This is a genomic window from Blautia sp. HA9023, from assembly GCF_056504095.1.
Map to the genome: position 1 here is coordinate 126,917 of NZ_JBWLUR010000003.1, position 18,780 is coordinate 145,696.

Sequence of the window (18,780 nt, forward strand, 5' to 3'; positions counted from 1 at the left end):
ATATGGATAAAAATCAGATTTTTATTACCAGTGGTACAGAATATAAAAAAATGACGAAGGAGCTTCTGGAAAAGGCGGATCTTCAGTCCCATATCGGGGACAGAAAGAAAAAGATCGGGATCAAGCCGAATCTGGTTTCCCCGTCGGAGGCTTCCTGGGGTGCGACTACGCATCCGGAGGTGGTTTCGGGAATTATTGAGTATCTGAAGGAGCACGGATTCCGGGATCTGGTGATGCTGGAGGGGTCCTGGGTTGGGGATAAGACCAGAGAAGCTTTTGAGACCTGTGGATTTGACCGGCTGGAAGAGGAGTATCAGGTGCCGTTCTGGGATATGCAGAAGGATAAAGGGGTTTCGGTGGACTGCGGCGGTATGGAGCTGAATATCTGTGAGCGTGTGAAAGAGATTGATTTTCTGATCAATGTGCCGGTTCTGAAAGGACATTGTCAGACAAAGATCACCTGTGCGCTCAAGAATATGAAAGGGCTGATCCCGAATAAGGAGAAGAGGAGATTCCATTCTCTGGGACTTCATAAGCCCATCGCCCATCTGAACATGGGGATAAGGCAGGATTTTATTGTTGTGGATAATATCTGCGGGGATCTGGATTTTGAGGATGGTGGAAATCCGGTTGTGATGAACCGTGTGATGGGTGCCTGTGATCCGGTTCTTGTGGATGCCTATGTGTGTCAGATGATGCATTATGCGGTGGAAGATGTTCCTTATGTGAAGCTTGCGGGTGAGCTTGGTGTGGGATGTTCGGATGTTTCGAAAGCGGATGTGCAGTTTCTGGAGGACGGGGCGGATCAGGTGATGCCGGTGTCCAGGAAGGTTGTGGAGCTCGCCGATGCCGTGGAGGAAGTGGAGTCCTGCAGTGCATGTTACGGGTATCTGATCCCGGCTCTGGAGATGTTGAAGAAAGAAGGGCTTTTTGAGAAGCTGGATGAGAAGATCTGCATCGGACAGGGGTATCGCGGCAAGACGGGAGTGCTTGGTGTGGGGCACTGTACCTGTAAGTTTCAGAATTTTGTGGAGGGATGTCCGCCGCTGGAGGGGGAGATTTATGAATTTCTGAGGGGGTATGTGAATGAACGGACGCCCGGAAAGTGACAGTCCTCCGGGCAGGGCTCCGTCGGGGGATGCTACTAAGGTTGCGGGAGACGGCTAAAACCATCATCATCCCTCCTCCGCAGCAACCCGGAAGACTGTCACTTCCCAGGCTGATGGTTCACCCGAGGGGCGGGAGCGGACGCTAGGCGCCTGTCCGTACGTTTTGGTGAGTTGAGCGTCCGCAATCGGCGCAATCGGCACAGCCTGTCGTCATAAACAAACGCAGAATCCATCGCCCCGTCAAAAACGTAACATAGTCATAACGTACGTTTTATAGCGGGGCCAGAGGGAAGGGGTGCAGGGGAGGGGAAACGGCCTTTCGCAACTACGAGTGCTTCCCCTCCCCTGCGGTTTTCCTAGCGTTTCCAAAACGTAAAAACATTTTTCAAAAATTAAAGACATCTCTTTACAATTTCTACAATCTGCTCCATAGAAAACCGACTGCTGTCAATACAAAGATCATACTGTGTCATATCCAGCCATTTACTATCTGTAAAGTATTCATAATAAGCTTTTCTTTCTTTATCCATTTTTTTGACAAGTTTCCTTGCACTGGCTTCTTCTCTGCCGGTGCGGCGGATCACATTCTGTACTCTTTCTTCAAAAGGTGCATGGATAAAAATCTTAAGTGATTTATCCTTCAGGATATTGGTTGCGCAGCGGCCGACGATCACGCAGTCCTCTTTCTGAGGAAGGGAAAGAATGATCTTTCGCTGGAGATCATAGAGTACATCGTTCATTGGTACAAAGGAGAAATTATCTGTGAACTGCAGCTCGCTGTCAACGGGGAATACCCACTGGCTGGCTTTTTTCTCATCTACTTTTGCCAGGGTGTCGAAGGGAATATTGTTTTTCTTGGCAGCCATGTCGATCAGTTCTTTATCATAAAAACCGATGTCCAGGTTTTCTGCCAGAGTCTTGCCGATGAGGCGCCCGTTGCTTCCAAACATACGATTGATAGTGATAATACGTTTTGCCATAATGAATACCTCCTTTATCTCAGGCCGGAAGCAGGAAGGTCTGTTTTCCGGCGTTTTTTCTTATTTCTTTTATAACATATTTCCGTAAAAAATACCAGAAAATAATGTAAATTATTTAAAATAATATTTAAAATACACAAAATAATATAAAAACAGACAGAAAACTATATTCAATTAACTGTATTTGCGTATGAAAAATACTTTACCTTTTTCACCGGGTTTTCACAGATCACACAAAGTCTCTACATATTTTTCCATTAAGATATTTTTAAAACAGAGAGAACATACATGGCATATTTGGAGGTTGAAGGAATGAAACGACGGCGTAAAAAGATTATGTTGATCATCCCGGCGGCAGTTATCTGCGTGGCAGGTGCAGGATGAGATTTCCCAGCTGGATGAGAGCATTCAGGAATACCAGGACAGTGACGAGGAGAATGTGATCGAATCTTCAGTCAGCGGTCGTGTAAAGAAGATCAATGTATCTGCCGGTTCTGATCTTTCGGACATCATGGTCAGTGACGGTGCGTTGATGGTGCTTTCTCTGGATGGAAAAATGGCAGTTTCTCTCAGCGGAGTATCCGGGGTATCTGCAGGAGATTCTGTAACAGTAACATTGTCTTCTGGCACGCAGGTGACAGGAACTGTGGATTCTGCCAGTGGAGAAGACTGCGTGGTTACTCTTACTGATAACGGAACAACATATGGTGATACAGTTATCGTTACAGACAGCAGCGGACAGGAGCTTGGAAGCGGGGAGCTTACGATCCACGAACCACTGGAAATCACAGGGACTTCCGGTACCGTTTCCGCAGTGAATGTTTCCGAAAATGCAAGTGTTTCCGAGGGAACAACCCTGCTGACTCTGGAAGGAAGTGCCAATGAGACACAATATCAGGAACTTCTTGCAAAACGGGAGGCAAGGACAGCAACCCTGAAAAAACTGATCCAGCTGAAAGCAGATCCGGAGATCAAAGCGGAAATTTCCGGAACAGTTCAGAGTGTGAATGTTTCCGCAGGAAGCAGTACAACAACGGATAGCAGCAGCGGAAGTTCTTCCGGCAGCAGTTCTTCCGGAAGCTCCGGAAGCGGAAAGACGGTTTCGCAGATGTCGTATGTAGTATCTGGAAGTGATACAACTGCGGGAAACGCCGTACAGCTGATTTCACTGGGCAGCACTACAAGCATTGCAGCGATAGAAGCAAATGTAAACGCAAGCGTGGTTCGATGCAGTGATACAGGTGCAGCTGTTTCCTCAGACAGTGTGACAAATATAGCTGATAGCAATCTGAACAGTCAGGAAACCGGAGAGACAGAAGAGATCATCAGCCTTCAGACAGATACAGAACAGCAGGCAGAGGCTGTTGCTCTGGCGCCATCCGATACAGACTTTTCTTCAGATGTTGGCGGAGAAGGGGATTCTTCCGGCGAAAATACATCTGAAACATCCACAACTCTGCAGTTTGCCATTGCCACAGAAGGCACCAGCACAGCATCCTCGCTTGTGATCGCTGCTCCGGTAACCGGGCAGACGCCTGTTACGTCAGTAAGTGCGACAGATGGAAGTTATACAGGTACGGTGGCATGGAATCCGGGAGATGACAGTTTCCAGGAAAAAACAGTGTATCAGGCAGTGGTTACTCTTACTGCAGGGGATGGCTATGTTTTCCAGGCTGGAAGTGTTTCCGGAATTACTTTGGGAACCGTTTCCGGCATCTGTGTTTCCCAGGATGGAAAAAGTATGTCTTTCCAGATTACATTTCCGGAGACTGCGGCAGAGACAGAGGATATAAAAAAAGATGATTCCGGTGACGGAAAGACTTCGGATTCCACAGATAACGGAAAGAACGCCGATGATAACAAAGATAATGACGCAGATCAGATCACGGATAGAGCAGCGGGTCAGACAGGGAATAATTCCGGCCAGAATGGCACAGGTTCCACTTCTTCCAATGGAAAGGATTCCTCAGATAATGGAACAAACAGTACCAGCGAAACGAATGGAAATTCCACACAGAGCGGAAACGATCAGTCAGGAAACGGTGCCGGTACATCCGCGAACAATATTTCGGGATCTTCTTCCGGTGCATCTCAGACGGAAGATACCCAGGAGACAGATTCTTCCGCATCCACATCCGGTACAGAACTTTCCACATCGGAATACAGCACAGATGTTGCGCTTTTTACCATTTCGCCAGATGACACCATGACTCTGGAAGTCAGCGTGGATGAACTGGATATCAATTCTGTGGAGATTGGACAGGAAGCAGCAGTTACCTTTGATGCTATTGAAGACAAGGAATTTACCGGTGAAGTTACAGAGATAGGAAATACTGCATTGGTCAATGGCGGCGTGGCAAAATATACGGTATCTGTTTCTGTACCAAAAGATGAAGAGATGAAGCAGGGAATGAATGCCTCGGCCACGATCACCATTGAAAATCGTGAAAATGTAATCACCATTCCAGTCAATGCACTGCAGGAAAAAGGAAATAAAGTTTTTGTCTATACAGAGAAAGACGAGGATGGAAACCTTTCCGGCGAGACAGAAGTAACCACAGGACTTTCCGATGGAACTACCGTGGAGATCACAGAAGGACTTTCTGAAGGAGATACCGTATATTATAACAAATCAGGAAATACGGATAGTGGAAGCGGCAATGATTCTAGTATGCCTGATGGTATGGGCGATTTTGGTGATATGAGCGGCGGTCCTGGCGGGAATTCCGACTCCGGAAACAGCGGAGGCCCAGGAGGAAACGGCGGAGGTCCGGGTGGAAGCGGAAGTTCCGGCGGTAACGGTGGCGGCACGCCTCCGAATATGTAAGGCGGTGAAACAATGGACGGAATGATAACATTAAAAGATGTATGCAAAACTTACTGCATCGGAGGAGATACAGTTCATGCTCTGGATCATGCAAATATGGTGATACGGGAAGGGGAATTTGTCAGCATCATCGGACCTTCCGGAAGTGGAAAATCCACTATGATGAATATTATTGGCTGTCTGGATACCGCAGATGAAGGGACTTATATCCTGGATGGGATTTCCATTGAAGATTATACAGAGCGGGAGCTGGCAAAGATCCGGAATCATAAGATCGGATTTATTTTTCAGAGTTTTAACCTGCTCCCCAAACTGACAGCAGAGGAAAATGTGGAACTGCCGCTGATCTATCAGAAAATTCCCAAGAGTGAGAGGAAACGTCGCGTGAAAGAAGCTCTGGAAAAAGTAGAACTTTCTCACAGAATGGGACATCGGCCTACAGAGCTTTCCGGCGGCCAGCAGCAGAGGGTGGCTATTGCAAGAGCACTTGTGACCAGGCCCTCTCTGTTCCTGGCAGATGAGCCCACAGGAAACCTGGATTCTTCTACAGGAGAAGAGATCATGAAACTGTTTCACGAACTTCACGCCAATGGAAACACCATCGTACTGATCACTCATGACAACGGAGTGGCAGATGAGGCAGAGCGGAAAATTTTTATCCGTGATGGAAAAGTCAGCGAGGTGAGCTTATGATCTTTCAGAGTATGAAAATGGCGTGGCACGCAGTGGTGTCCAACAAACTGCGTTCTTTTCTCACCATGCTTGGCATCATCATCGGGGTGGTGGCACTGATCGTACTGGTATCCATTGCCAACGGAGCGACATCTTCTGTGACGGATCAGATCTCCAGCATGGGTTCCAGCTATCTGACGGTGACCATTACCGATGATAAGGGAAATCCGCTGCGCCTTAAGGAACTGTCGGATTTTTGTGAACCGGAGGAAGTGGATGAAGTGGCTCCGGTTTCCTGGACCAGCGTTACCGCAAAAACAAGTTATTCCAACGGAACCATGACACTGACCGGTACAACAGGAAGTTATGCGGATATCCAGGGACTGGAACTTTTCAGCGGACGTTTTCTCAAACAGACGGATATTGATAACAATTCTTATGTAGTTGTGATCACAAAAGATACGGCAACGGAACTTCTTGGACGTGTAGATGCCGTAGGGGAGAGCATCAAATTAAATGGGAAAAGTTTTCTGGTCGTAGGAGTGCTCTCCGACAGCACCTCACTGACTCAGGGTGCGGCAGTGACCGGCTCTTCGGATTCGGACGATTCTGACAGCTCCTCCTCTTCGGTACAGCTGGAGGGATATATCCCGTTTTCTACCATGACCAGACTTGCGGATAATGTTCTGGATGTGACTATGTTTTACGCATCCGGAACCGATGAGGACAGTCTGGAACCGGCGGAAAATGCTCTTACGGAACTTCTTATGGAACGTTTTGGAGAGGACGAGGATGCTTTTTCCATTGTGGACCAGTCGGAGATCATGGAAGCCATGTCCAGTGTCACCAATACTATGTCACTGATGATCGGAGGGATCGCGGCTATCTCGCTGCTGGTTGGTGGAATTGGAATCATGAACATCATGCTGGTATCTGTGACAGAGAGGACCAGGGAGATCGGTATCCGAAAAGCCATCGGTGCAGGAAGAGAAACCATCATGCTGCAGTTTCTGATCGAGGCGCTTCTGGTAAGTTTGATGGGATGCCTTGCGGGAATCGGTCTTTCCTGGGTGATCCTGAAAGTGGCAGCTGTGGTGATGAAGAATTCCATGAGTTTTACCATGGATATGAAAGTGGTCTGGCTGTCTGTGGCATTTTCTGTCCTGATCGGTGTGCTTTTTGGTCTGTATCCGGCCAACAAGGCAGCATCCAAGAAACCGATCGATACGCTCCGGTATTCCGGTTAATAAAAATTTTGCCAGATTAAGACTGTCGTCAACAGCCTGCCCGGGCAAGAAGAGATATGATAAAAACGTGATTTGTACGAACGGGATTTTTCCTGTCAGAACAAATCATGTTTTTTTATCTGGAAATCCGCACATTGATAAGGTATAATCTATAGCAGTTAAGAGCGTGTTCCTGCCGGGAGTGGACAGAACTGCTGACCAGGGAACTACCAAGAAAGGGATGACAGTAAATTTGAACATCGTGGAGAAATGTGTTTCATGCCTGGATGTAAAAGAATCCTATGATCTGGCCAAGCGCATGGAACAGGAAAAAACAAATCCGGTTCTGGGATACCGCACCGCAGGTTCCCTGGCAGAACGGAAAACCGGAGATATGCTTTTAAAAGAAATGAAAGAAGCAGGCCTCACCGAGGTAGAGAAAGACAAGATCCGTGTGGATGCATGGGAATTTAAAAAAGCGGTGATGCGCTACCGTGACCAGGAGGGAACCGTGCATGAGATCCAGCTTGGTGCATACCAGACGGATTTTAAGACCGATGGCTTTCAGAAATTTGACCTTGTATATCTTGGAAAAGGTACTGCTGACGAATATAAAAATATCGATGTAAAAGGAAAGCTGGTTCTTATCGAGATCAACCAGAGAGAAGAGTGGTGGATCAATTATCCGGTGTATCAGGCTCACTTAAAAGGCGCGGCAGCTCTCATTGCCGTACAGAGCAGAGGGTACGCACAGATCGACGATACGGCTTTGAATGCACAGGACATTGCAGGACCTTCCAGTGCTCCGGCTTTTTCCATGTCCAGAGCAGATTTTCTTAAGATCCGCCGTCTGATGGAAGAAAAAAATGAGGACGGAAAGAAGATTCCAAAGATTTCCGTGGAATTTGACGCGGACACAGAGGTGATTAAAGACCAGTATACCTATAATATTGTAGGAAAAATCCCGGGAACCAGTTCCGATTCCATGATCCTTTTAAGTGCCCATTATGATTCCTATTTTGAAGGATTTCAGGATGATAATGCGGCCGTAGCAATGATCATCGGAATTGCCCGGGCTCTGATCCACGGTGGATACAGACCTCGCCATACCATTATGGTATGTGCTCTTGCAGCAGAAGAATGGGGGATTTCCGACACAAAATATGACTGGTCCACAGGTGCTTACCGCCAGGTATTTGAGGCGAGACCGGAGTGGCAGGGGCACGTGATCGCAGATCTGAATTTTGAGCTTCCGGCTCATGCACACAGTACCAGAGATGCAGTACGATGTACCTATGAGTATGCGGATTTTGTGCGCAGCTTCGTGGATGTTGTGCAGATGCCGGAGGGGATTTATCCGGAGGGCATGACCACGTTGTATCCCATTGAAACCTGGTCTGATGATTTTACCATGGCTATTTCCGGGATCCCGTCCATGGTCAATGATTTCAGCGGTGGTCCGTTTATGGAAAATTATTATCATTCCCAGTATGATAACCAGGATGTTTATGAGGAAGAAGTATATAAATTCCACCACGAATTTTATCTGAGGCTCCTTCTTGCTATTGACAGTCTTGCACTGCCGCCGATGGATTTCGGACGGGCACTGGCCGGTAGTATTGAGAGCTTGGATCTGGATCTGTGTATGCAGACCGGCGCCAACGGTGTTCTCCTTCTGGAAAAAACAGAAGAAGCGAAAAAAGCAGCTGCCATTCTTTCAGAGCAGGTGCGCCGCTTCAACAGCATTCCGGAAGAAAAACGTGACTGGAAAAAAGCCGATGCCATCACCGAAAAGCTTCTCGGTGTATTTCGGAAATCCCAGGATTATCTGGTGCGTCTGGACTGGGATGACAATGTGATCTTTCCCCAGCAGGCCGTCCAGAACAATCTTTATGCACTGAAAGAAGCCATGGAATATCTGGAAAAAGGAGAGATTGCGCCTGCGCTGGAATCCTTTTACAGTATTGATAATAATTGTTATGCATTTCAGTTTGAACGGGAAGTTTTTTATCATTTTACAGAATATATCATGAAGCAGTCCCCGGATCGTCTGATGTGGGGAAAAGGCCGGATCATCCATCATGAGAACCTTTATGACCTTGTGGAAAGCCTGAAAGAAAAGAAACCGGGTGACAGCCTGGAGGCAGAAAAACAAAGCCTGAGGGAAGCCTGGGAGAGGCAGAAGCAATATTATGTGGATGATATCGGATATCTGATCCGCACAGCGGAAAAGCTTACAGATCTGATCTGCGAGGTCAGCGATATGTTTGAAAAAGGAACAGAATAAAACCATACCTGGAGGAAAGAATGGAAAGCCATAATTTATACCGAGTGAAAGAAGAAGATCTGGACAGGTTGATCCGGATATTGACCGTATGTTTTTCGGAGGATCCTCTGTATCATGCACTGATCCCGGACAGGGATACCAGAGAACGTCTGATGCCGGAGCTTTTTACCTGTGATCTTACGGAGTTTTTTGAGACCTGTGAGATCTATGCAGACAGCAGTGAGCTGAACAGCATCCTGGTAGTATCCGACGGAACGGAGCATGAAGCAGCCTTACATAATCTGATGGTGGATTTTTTTGCCCTTCTGAAAACAGATGGCTATCTGATAAAAGAGGATCCAAGTCTTGCGACCCTGCGGAAATTCATCCAGGGAAAAGATTATCTGAATTCCAGCTGGACTTCCCAGCTTCATACAGCAGAAAGACTTCATGTGATCTATCTGGCTGTGGCGCCGAAGATGCAGCATCATGGTCTTGCTGAGAAGCTGATGGATGAGGTGATCGATTATGCGGACAGGCATAAGCTGATGATCTCTCTGGAAACTCATAATCCGGCAAATGTTTCCATGTATGAGAAATTCGGATTTAAATTATACGGAATTGTACAGAAAAAAGGATTTGATCTAAAGCAGTACTGCATGATCAAACAGGCATAAGGAGGAATTAAAATGGAACGAAAATGGTGGCATGACAAGGTGGTATATCAGATATACCCCAAAAGCTTTTATGATTCCAACGGAGATGGGATCGGGGATATCCCGGGAATCATCAGCAAGCTTGATTATCTGAAGGAACTGGGAGCAGATATCCTCTGGCTTTCCCCGATCTATAAATCTCCACTTGCAGACCAGGGATATGACATTGCAGATTATTATGCGATTGATCCGCGGTTTGGGACCATGGAGGATATGGACCGGCTGATCGCAGAAGCGAAAAAAAGAGAGATGTACATCCTTATGGATCTGGTGGTAAATCACTGCTCCGATGAGCATGAGTGGTTTCAGCAGGCCATTAAGGATCCGGACGGAAAGTATGGAAATTTCTTTTATATCCGGGACAAAAAGGATGACAAGGCTCCCTGCAACTGGAGGAGCTATTTCGGTGGTCCGGTATGGGAAGAGCTTCCGGGACATCTGGATAAACAGTATCTCCATGTATTCCACAAGAAGCAGCCGGATCTCAACTGGGAGAATCCGGAGGTAAGAGAGGAAGTCTACAAAAACATCCGCTGGTGGATGGAAAAGGGGCTTGGCGGATTCCGTATTGATGCCATTATCAATATCAAGAAGAAGCTTCCGTTTTCCGATTATCCTGCCGATCGTGCAGACGGGCTCTGCAATATCGAGAGGATGCTGGAGGAGGCAGAGGGAATCGGAGAATTCCTGGGAGAGATGGCTGAGAAGTGCTTTCATCCCTATGATGCTTTTACTGTAGGAGAGGTCTTCAATGAAAAGGAAGATGAGATCAAAGACTTCATTGGAGAAAACGGATATTTTTCATCCATGTTTGATTTTGAGGAAACCTGTTATGGAAAGAGCGCGAATGGCTGGTATGCATCCAAACCGTACCTGAGTCCGGAAGAGTATAAGAAGTGTATTTTCCATACTCAGAAAAAGATCGGGGATACCGGTATGATCTCCAACATTATTGAGAATCATGATGAGCCAAGAGGTGTCTGTCACTATATTTCTCCGGAAGACCGCTGCCCGGATTCCAAAAAGCTTCTGGCAGGTATTTATTTCCTGCTGAAGGGAATTCCGTTTATTTATCAGGGTCAGGAGATCGGTATGGAGAATATGGAGTTTACTTCTATGGACCAGATCGATGACATCAGTACCATCGATGAATACCAGGTAGCACTCCGTGCCGGATGCAGTGAAAAAGAAGCTCTTGATGCTGCTTCTGCATTTTCCAGAGACAATGCCAGAACTCCGGTACAGTGGAGCGCAGAGAAAAATGCAGGATTTACAGAAGGAGAGCCGTGGCTTGGTGTCAATCCCAATTATAAGGAAATCAATGTAGAGACCCAGTTAACGGACAGTGACTCCCTCCTTTCTTTCTACAAAAAGCTGACTGCACTGAGAAAAGCTCCGGAATATAAAGAAACCCTTGTATACGGAACCTTCACTCCATATCAGGAAGAACGGAAGAATCTGATCGCCTATACAAGAAACGGTGAGAAGGATCTGCTGATCCTGGGAAATATGCAGGCACAGTCTCAGAAGGTATCTCTTTCCGGAGAAATGAAGAAGGTGCTTCTGAATAATCAGGAAACAGCGGAGATCACAGGAAAAGAGATCATTTTGAAACCGTATCAGTTTATCGTTCTGGAGATCGCTGACTGATACGGCGTCAGAACAGCAGCAGAGAAAAAACAATAGCTATTTAGCTGACGGTCTGTTAAAATAAATGTCTGGCTGAAAAAACAGCCGCGATGAAAGAGAATGAGAATTCAGAAGGGAATAAAGTATGCTGAAGATAAAGAATTACGTAAAGGCAGAAAGCCTTGAACAGGCATATGAACTGAACCAGAAAAGAACAGCCTGTGTGCTGGGCGGTATGGTTTGGCTGAAAATGGGAAACCGTAACATCATGACAGCCATTGACCTGTCAGATCTTGGGCTGGATACCATTATGGAAACGGAAGAAGCGTTTGTGATCGGCTGCATGACACCGCTTCATGCACTGGAAACCCATAAAGAGCTGAATGCCTATACGAACGGTGCCATCCGGGAAAGCGTGCGGCACATTGTAGGCGTGCAGTTTCGAAACTGTGCCACAGTGGGGGGGAGTATTTTCGGAAGATTCGGATTTTCCGATGTGCTGACCATGTTTCTGGCACTGGATACCTGGGTGGAGCTGTACAATGGCGGAACCATTCCGCTGGCACAGTTTGCATCCATGGAAAAAGATAACGATATCCTGGTAAATATCATTGTGAAAAAACAGCCGCTGAACACGGTGTACTTAAGCCAGCGGAACAATTCCACAGATTTTCCGGTAATCACCTGTGCGGCATCTCTGATTGACGGAGAAGCAAGAACTGTCATTGGCGCCAGACCCGGAAAAGCAATGATCGTAGAAGATGAAGAGGGGATCTTAAAAGATTTTGCACAGATGGATGCACAGCAGAAAAAGGAGGCAGCAGCTTCTTTTGCCGCATATGCGGTGGAACATGTTCCTACAGACAAGAACATGCGTGCTTCAAAGGAATACAGAAGCCTTCTTGTGAAAGTCCTTACGAGAAGAGCCTGGGAAGAGATCGGAGGTAGAGCAGAATGAATATCACTTTCTGGCTGAATGGTGTAAAACGGCAGGCAGAGGTACGTCCGGATGAACTGCTTCTGGATTTCCTGCGGAAAAACAGCTGTTACAGCGTAAAACGTGGCTGTGAGACTGCAAACTGTGGTCTCTGTACTGTGCTGATGGATGAACGTCCGGTACTGTCCTGCTCCATGCTGGCTGCCCGCGCAGATGGGAAACGGATCGTGACTCTGGAGGGAATGCAGGAGGAAGCAAAGGAATTCGGAGCTTTTATGGCCAATGAGGGAGCAGAGCAGTGCGGCTTCTGCAATCCGGGATTTATCATGAATGTGTTTGCCATGTTAAAGGAACTGGATGATCCTACAGAAGAGGATATCCTGGAGTATCTTTCCGGAAATCTGTGCCGTTGTTCGGGATTTGTGGGACAGACCAGAAGTATCTTGAAATTTCTCGACTATAAAAAAGGACAGGAGGAAGGAAAATGAAATACGTAAACAAGCCGGTACCAAAAACAGATGCCATGTCGCTGGTAACCGGAAAACCGGTCTATACCGATGATCTTGCACCTTCTGACTGCCTGATCGTCAAGATTTTAAGAAGCCCTCATGCCAATGCATGGGTGGAAGAGATCAAAACAGATGCTGCAAAGAAGATCGAGGGGATCGCCTGTGTTCTCACCTATGAGGATGTTTCACACAAAAGATTTACCCTGGCCGGACAGACAGCACCGGAGATCAGTCCCTGGGATCGTTATATCATAGATAAGCATGTGCGTTTTGTGGGGGATCCGGTTGCCATCGTAGCCGGTGAGACAGAAGAAGCAGTAGATAAAGCCCTGAAGCGCATTAAGGTAAAATATCGTGTGGAGGAAGCAGTTCTGGATATCCACACAGCCAAGGATAATCCGATCCTGGTGCACCCGGAGGATGACTGGTATATGCCGATCCCGGCCGGCGGAGATAATAAACGGAATCTCTGCTCCTCCAATGTAGAAGAAGTGGGTGATGTGGACGCCATGCTGGAAAAATGTGCGTATACAGTAGACCAGGTTTACCACACAAAGGCAAATCAGCAGACCATGATGGAGACCTTCCGTACCTACTGTTATATGGATCATTTTCAGAGACTGACGGTGGTTTCTTCCACACAGATCCCGTTCCATATCCGAAGGATCGTAGGAAATGCGCTGAATATTCCGTCTTCCAAAGTCCGTGTGATCAAGCCGCGTATCGGAGGGGGCTTTGGTGCAAAACAGTCCTCTGTCAGTGAGGTTTTTCCGGCACTGGTAACCTGGGTTACCGGACGTCCGTCCAAGATCGTTTTTTCCAGAAAGGAATCCATGATCGCATCTTCTCCGCGTCATGAGATGGAGATCCATATCCGTATGGGTGCGGACGAAAATGGTATCGTAAAGGCCATCGATCTTTATACCCTTTCCAATACCGGCGCCTATGGAGAACATGGACCCACAACGGTCGGACTTTCCGGACATAAATCTATTGCGCTGTACCGTCACACAGAAGCGTACCGTTTTGCTTATGATGTGGTTTATACCAATATGCAGGCGGCAGGCGCTTATCGTGGCTATGGTGCCACACAGGGTATTTTTGCTGTGGAGTCCGCAGCAGATGAGCTGGCTCATAAGATGGGTATGGATCCGGTAAAATTCCGTGAGCTGAACATGCCTATGGAGGGAGAGGCGCTTCCTGGATATCCGGATGTACCAATCAACGGCAGCTGTACCATGGATAAATGCCTTGCCCGTGCAAAGGAAATGATCGGATGGGATGAGAAATATCCATTCCGTGATATGGGTAACGGCAAAGTACGGGGTGTCGGCATCGCTATGGCCATGCAGGGCTCATCTATTGCAGGGATCGATGTCGGCGGAGCAGACATTAAATTAAATGAAGACGGGTCTTACACCCTGGCACTTGGCTGTTCTGATATGGGAACCGGCTGTGATACCATTCTTGCTCAGATGGCAGCAGACTGTCTGGATACCGATATGAAAAATATCGTGGTGTTCAGTGTAGATACGGATATTTCTCCTTATGATTCCGGTTCTTATGCATCTTCCACAACTTATGCCACCGGAAACGCGGTGATCCAGGCCTGCGGAGAACTCAGAAAGAGAATTCATGCTTTTGGTGCACAGATGCTGGGGGTATCTGCGGAAGAATCTGATTTTGACGGAGAAAAAGTCCGCACAGAAGATGGAAAAGAGGTAACGCTGCAGCAGATCGCAGGAAAAGCGACCTGTGGAGTCTGCAGTGAGCTTCAGGTTGTAAAAGAATATTCTTCTCCGATCTCTCCGCCACCGTTTATGGCAGGAGCTGCCGAGGTGGAGATCGACAAAGAGACCGGACAGATTGACGTTATTGACTATGTAGGTGTGATCGACTGTGGAACCCCGATCAATCCGAACCTTGCCAGAGTGCAGGCAGAAGGCGGTATCGGTCAGGGTATCGGAATGGTCCTGTATGAGGATGTGCAGTATACAGACAAGGGAAAGATCCGGAACAATTCGTTCATGCAGTATAAGATCCCCAACCGTATGGATATCCCGAAAGTACGGATCGAGTTTGAGAGCAGTTACGAAAAGACCGGCCCATTCGGTGCAAAATCCATCGGTGAGCTTGTAATCGATACACCTTGCCCTGCGATTGCCAATGCCGTTTACAATGCAACCGGTGTCCGTGTCCGTGAACTCCCGATCACTCCGGAAAAAGTTGCGATGGGAATTCTTGAGCAGGAAGCCGGAGAGAAGAAATGAATATGGTGATCAAATGTCTGCTGGCAGCTTTATGGCTGCTGGCAGTTCCGTGGGCGGCCGGAGGGGTAGTCCTCTGTAAAAGTAAAAAAAGTTCGATGGGAATGAACCTTCTTGCAGGATATCTTATGATGTTTTCCTTTGCAGAGATTTTGGCGCTGGCGGCAATCTGGGCTAAACTGCCATTGCATGTCCTGAAATACAGTCTTGCCGCTGTAATGGCATCAGCTGCTGTTTTGGGGATTGTCCTGGCACTGGTAAAACGGAATGGTTTTACGGGAAATGGTGAGAAGACGGGCAAAATGTCTTTTTATTTTGTTGTAGCTGCAATACTGATCTTACTCCAGCTTGTGGCTGCTTCATTTTTGGCTCATATGGATGCGGATGACGCTTTTTATGTGGCAACAGCTACAACATCTGTCCATACGGATACCGTTTTTTCCATTAATCCGTATACCGGATATTCCTATACACGATTACCAAGCAGGTATGTTCTGTCGCCGTTTCCGATATTTCTTGCAGTGATCAGTTCTCTTGTAGGACTTCATCCGGCAATTGTGGCGCATGTGATATTTCCTGTAGTCTTTATTTTTATGGCATATCTGGTTCTGTATCAGTATGCGAAACGGTGGTTTCCGGAGGATGAACATGCGAGGGGGATCTTTATGATCTTTTGTGCGGTACTGATCTGGTTTTCGGCATATTCCGTTTATAATTCTGAGAATTTTCAGATGATCCGTATCTGGCAGGGAAAAGCATGCCTGGCATCGGTTTTTCTACCTCTGCTTCTATATCTTGGCATAGGTATCATTCTGGAAAAAGAACAGGAATATTCATGGCTGCTGCTTTTACTGGCAGATATTTCTTGCTGCCTCCTTTCTTCCATGGGAATTATTCTGGCCTGTATGATGCTGGTGATCCTTCTGATCATGGGACTGGTACGGTTTCACAGTCTGCAGAAAGCAGCATGTACGGCTTTGTGCTGTCTGCCGTCGCTGCTTCTTGGACTTGTGTATATTATGATCCGATAGGAGAAAATAATGAAAGAAATAATTGCATGGACAGTTAATGTGTGGAGGATGTACTGGGGAAATGGCTGGATACCGTATCTTCTGGCTCTTGGCGGAGCATGTGCACTGATTTTTGGGAAAAAGAAAAAAAACAGTCTCAGTCTGGTTTTATATTCCGTTTTTCTTCTGGTATTGTTTTTCTGTCCGTTTTCCGGACGGGTGATTATGAAATGTATAGGAAAAATCGTGTACTGGCGTGTTTTGTGGCTTTTACCTACGGTTCCGCTGATCGCAGGCGGTTTTACAGAGCTTGTCCGAAGAAGTCGCAACCGGATCGTGCAGGTGATCCTGGTGCTGGTTTTGACAGGAGTTATTGCTGCTTCTGGGACCGGAATGATAAAAGCAGGAAATTTCGAAAGAGTTTATAACCGCCAGCAGGTACCGGATCAGATCGCAATGATCTGTAACCGGATCAATGAGGACAGAGAAGGAAAGAAAGTGCGGATCGCCGCAGATGAATATACGGCATCCTATATCCGGGTGTATGATCCTTCCCTGAAAATGGCCTACGGACGCAGAGGGGATGGTGCTGTAGGTAAGAAGGCAAGAGTTCTGTATAAACAGATCACTTCGGAAGTCCCCGATGGAAAAAAGACTTCCAGCCTGGCAGATGCCGTTCACTGTACATATGTGGTGATGGTACCTCCGGATGAAAATTTTGTTCTGGATATGGTGGCCGGCGGCTACCAGGTTCTGGATACGGTAAGTCCGTATTATATATTTTCGTGTGATAAATATAAATGAATATGTTTCTGGTACAGTTTACTTCAGAATCTGTACCGGAAATAATATGAAATGTGTGATGAATGTACACTGTTTAAAAAAATCTTTACAATTTTATGTTTATGTGCTACAATCAAAGACAGTGTAAGCCAACTTTGATAATTTCATACCTGATTTAGAAGTTATGTTTTTCATTATGCACCTGTAGCTCAGTGGATAGAGCAGTGGTTTCCGGTACCATGTGCGGGGGTTCGATTCCCTTCAGGTGTGCTACCCGGAACAGTGGGAATTGTTCCGGCGTGTTGTTATGATAAGGAGGACAAGAACTTGGATGATTTCAGAGAATGGTTATCAGATAACCTTCGCTATTTTATGTTAGGCGGAGCAATTCTGGTGATCGTGCTTGTTCTGATCTTTGGCGTCCGCGCCTGTGTTGGAGGTAAGAAGGGGAATTCCAATGAAGATCAGAAAACAGCCCAAAGTAACCAGGAAAATGATCCTTCTTCTCCGGCAAATGATGGGGAGACAGACGAGAAGAAAGACGCCAGTCCCGCGACAGATACGAATGCGGAGACAACCATGGAAAAAGCCAGCACGGAAGTAACCGAGCTGATTCAAAGCTATTATAAAGCTTTTGGGGAAAAAGACATTGCAACACTTAAGACAATTGAGGACGGATTTACACCGGCCGATGAGTCACAGATTAATTCAAGGGATTATATTGACGGGTATGAAGTACAGGATGTTTACGCAAAGAAGGGACTAACGGACGGTTCGTATGTCGTCTATGTGGTTTTTAACTATATCTGTACAGGAATTGAGACTCCGGTTCCGGCACTGAGCCAGTTTTATGTGGAAACTGACAGTGACGGAAATCTGAAGATCAAGGGTGGAGCTGATGAAGACGCAGATATCAGTGCATATGTGAAGAAACTGGAGTCAGAGAAAGATGTTCAGGATCTTATTGCGAAAGTGAAGGCTGATTATGAAGCAGCACAGGCAGGAGATTCCTCTCTGGCAGAATTTCTTCAGGGCCTGGGTGATGATGCCAGTGCTTCTGCAGATGCAGGAACAATGCTTACAGTCACAGAAGATTGTAATGTTCGTGCTTCCGCAGATCCAGAGGGTGAAGTTATCGGTGGCTTTTCTGCAGGAACGGAAGTTGAAAAGAAGGGGCAGGAAGGTGACTGGATACAGGTCGATTATGATGGACAGACCGGATATGTACACAGCAGTCTGTTGGAGTAGAAATGTAATAAAAATGCAGGTTCTTTTGAAGAGCCTGCATTTTTTTTGCCATGCTGATCTTATTTTTTCAGAGAACCATCTGAAGCGAATGTGTACTTTTGACCGTCTATCGTAATGGTGCCGGTCTGCATGATTCCGTCTTCGTCCAGATAATAGCGCTTTTTGCCTGTCTCAAGCCAGCCGGTCTGCATGATCCCTTTTTTGTTGAAATAATATCTGTGGCCATCGGTATCTGTAAGCCAGCCTGTATAGGCCTTTCCATTTACCATAAATTTCCAGTTTGTTCCATCTGCTGTCCAGGTTCCACTTTCCGCTTCAGGAGAAACATTTTCTGCATCCTGTTCTTTGACAGGGGTTGGAGATGGAGTGGCAGAAGGTGAAACAGAGATGTCGGTACCAGATATATTCAGCTTAATGTTCTGGTCTTTGTCGGAAGAAAGAACAGCAATATCGCCTGTATTTTCTGCGATTACAGAAGTATGGCTGTTTCCGAACGGTCCAGCAGATGACTGGGTAAAAAGAAGTCCACAGATCAGACACAAAATAATAATAATAAAGATCAGCAGTCGGTTCAGATGAGGTGTACGGTCTGACATGATTT

At 46.7% G+C, this 18,780-nt stretch carries 15 protein-coding genes and 1 tRNA gene; 14 read left to right on the forward strand and 2 right to left on the reverse strand.

Features of this window, described 5'->3' with window-relative positions:
- Positions 1-2 precede the first annotated feature (2 nt).
- On the forward strand, positions 3-1,109 hold the full coding sequence (locus tag AC04Q6_RS02630; protein WP_021978190.1) for a DUF362 domain-containing protein: 1,107 nt from the start codon (positions 3-5) through the stop codon (positions 1,107-1,109).
- Positions 1,110-1,501: 392 nt separating this feature from the next.
- On the opposite strand, the gene AC04Q6_RS02635 is transcribed toward AC04Q6_RS02630, so the two are convergent.
- A complete protein-coding gene (locus AC04Q6_RS02635) occupies positions 1,502-2,089 on the reverse strand; it encodes a cytidylate kinase-like family protein (protein WP_021978189.1) in 588 nt (195 codons plus the stop codon).
- Positions 2,090-2,462: 373 nt separating this feature from the next.
- On the opposite strand from AC04Q6_RS02635, the gene AC04Q6_RS02640 reads away from it, so the two are divergent.
- The 13 genes from AC04Q6_RS02640 to AC04Q6_RS02700 all read left to right on the forward strand — a co-directional run bounded on the left by AC04Q6_RS02640 (position 2,463) and on the right by AC04Q6_RS02700 (position 18,179).
- Positions 2,463-4,916, forward strand: a complete 2,454-nt coding sequence (locus AC04Q6_RS02640) for a beta-barrel domain-containing protein (RefSeq protein WP_119247909.1) — start codon at positions 2,463-2,465, stop codon at positions 4,914-4,916.
- A 21-nt stretch (positions 4,917-4,937) separates the two neighbouring features.
- A complete protein-coding gene (locus AC04Q6_RS02645) occupies positions 4,938-5,609 on the forward strand; it encodes an ABC transporter ATP-binding protein (RefSeq protein WP_118064163.1) in 672 nt (223 codons plus the stop codon).
- Complete coding sequence (locus tag AC04Q6_RS02650; RefSeq protein WP_187306432.1) at positions 5,606-6,835, forward strand: ABC transporter permease; 1,230 nt, start codon at positions 5,606-5,608, stop codon at positions 6,833-6,835. Before AC04Q6_RS02645 ends, AC04Q6_RS02650 begins: the two co-directional genes overlap by 4 nt.
- Positions 6,836-7,001: 166 nt before the next feature.
- Positions 7,002-9,101, forward strand: coding sequence for a M28 family peptidase (locus tag AC04Q6_RS02655; RefSeq protein ID WP_330636736.1), 2,100 nt, complete (start codon positions 7,002-7,004; stop codon positions 9,099-9,101).
- A gap of 20 nt (positions 9,102-9,121) precedes the next feature.
- The gene (locus AC04Q6_RS02660; protein WP_118070498.1) at positions 9,122-9,757 is read left to right on the forward strand and encodes a GNAT family N-acetyltransferase; all 636 of its coding nucleotides are present in this window, start codon (positions 9,122-9,124) and stop codon (positions 9,755-9,757) included.
- A gap of 12 nt (positions 9,758-9,769) precedes the next feature.
- Entirely contained in the window at positions 9,770-11,446 is a 1,677-nt protein-coding gene (locus AC04Q6_RS02665; protein ID WP_119247908.1) for a glycoside hydrolase family 13 protein, read from the forward strand.
- A gap of 124 nt (positions 11,447-11,570) precedes the next feature.
- Entirely contained in the window at positions 11,571-12,383 is an 813-nt protein-coding gene (locus AC04Q6_RS02670; protein WP_021978182.1) for an FAD binding domain-containing protein, read from the forward strand.
- On the forward strand, positions 12,380-12,850 hold the full coding sequence (locus tag AC04Q6_RS02675; RefSeq protein ID WP_118070494.1) for a (2Fe-2S)-binding protein: 471 nt from the start codon (positions 12,380-12,382) through the stop codon (positions 12,848-12,850). Before AC04Q6_RS02670 ends, AC04Q6_RS02675 begins: the two co-directional genes overlap by 4 nt.
- Entirely contained in the window at positions 12,847-15,141 is a 2,295-nt protein-coding gene (locus AC04Q6_RS02680; RefSeq protein ID WP_244832544.1) for a xanthine dehydrogenase family protein molybdopterin-binding subunit, read from the forward strand. The genes AC04Q6_RS02675 and AC04Q6_RS02680 overlap by 4 nt, the downstream gene beginning before the upstream one ends.
- Positions 15,138-16,169 (forward strand): DUF6077 domain-containing protein, encoded by a 1,032-nt coding sequence (locus AC04Q6_RS02685; protein ID WP_021978179.1) that lies wholly within the window; start codon positions 15,138-15,140, stop codon positions 16,167-16,169. Before AC04Q6_RS02680 ends, AC04Q6_RS02685 begins: the two co-directional genes overlap by 4 nt.
- Before the next feature lie 9 nt (positions 16,170-16,178).
- Positions 16,179-16,952 carry a hypothetical protein gene (locus tag AC04Q6_RS02690; protein ID WP_244832545.1) on the forward strand — a complete coding sequence of 258 codons (774 nt, stop codon included), beginning with the start codon at positions 16,179-16,181 and terminating at the stop codon, positions 16,950-16,952.
- Positions 16,953-17,129: 177 nt separating this feature from the next.
- Positions 17,130-17,201, forward strand: a tRNA-Arg gene (locus AC04Q6_RS02695).
- A gap of 57 nt (positions 17,202-17,258) precedes the next feature.
- Positions 17,259-18,179, forward strand: a complete 921-nt coding sequence (locus AC04Q6_RS02700) for an SH3 domain-containing protein (RefSeq protein WP_021978177.1) — start codon at positions 17,259-17,261, stop codon at positions 18,177-18,179.
- Between the two features lie 59 nt (positions 18,180-18,238).
- On the opposite strand, the gene AC04Q6_RS02705 is transcribed toward AC04Q6_RS02700, so the two are convergent.
- Positions 18,239-18,775 carry an N-acetylmuramoyl-L-alanine amidase family protein gene (locus tag AC04Q6_RS02705; RefSeq protein ID WP_021978176.1) on the reverse strand — a complete coding sequence of 179 codons (537 nt, stop codon included), beginning with the start codon at positions 18,773-18,775 and terminating at the stop codon, positions 18,239-18,241.
- Positions 18,776-18,780 lie beyond the last annotated feature (5 nt).

Coding starts and splice junctions, on each gene's coding strand:
- AC04Q6_RS02630 (WP_021978190.1), top strand. CDS start 3: ATGGATAAAAATCAGATTTTTATTACCAGTGGTACAGAATATAAAAAA.
- AC04Q6_RS02635 (WP_021978189.1), bottom strand. CDS start 2,089: ATGGCAAAACGTATTATCACTATCAATCGTATGTTTGGAAGCAACGGG.
- AC04Q6_RS02645 (WP_118064163.1), top strand. CDS start 4,938: ATGATAACATTAAAAGATGTATGCAAAACTTACTGCATCGGAGGAGAT.
- AC04Q6_RS02650 (WP_187306432.1), top strand. CDS start 5,606: ATGATCTTTCAGAGTATGAAAATGGCGTGGCACGCAGTGGTGTCCAAC.
- AC04Q6_RS02660 (WP_118070498.1), top strand. CDS start 9,122: ATGGAAAGCCATAATTTATACCGAGTGAAAGAAGAAGATCTGGACAGG.
- AC04Q6_RS02665 (WP_119247908.1), top strand. CDS start 9,770: ATGGAACGAAAATGGTGGCATGACAAGGTGGTATATCAGATATACCCC.
- AC04Q6_RS02670 (WP_021978182.1), top strand. CDS start 11,571: ATGCTGAAGATAAAGAATTACGTAAAGGCAGAAAGCCTTGAACAGGCA.
- AC04Q6_RS02675 (WP_118070494.1), top strand. CDS start 12,380: ATGAATATCACTTTCTGGCTGAATGGTGTAAAACGGCAGGCAGAGGTA.
- AC04Q6_RS02680 (WP_244832544.1), top strand. CDS start 12,847: ATGAAATACGTAAACAAGCCGGTACCAAAAACAGATGCCATGTCGCTG.
- AC04Q6_RS02685 (WP_021978179.1), top strand. CDS start 15,138: ATGAATATGGTGATCAAATGTCTGCTGGCAGCTTTATGGCTGCTGGCA.
- AC04Q6_RS02690 (WP_244832545.1), top strand. CDS start 16,179: ATGAAAGAAATAATTGCATGGACAGTTAATGTGTGGAGGATGTACTGG.
- AC04Q6_RS02705 (WP_021978176.1), bottom strand. CDS start 18,775: ATGTCAGACCGTACACCTCATCTGAACCGACTGCTGATCTTTATTATT.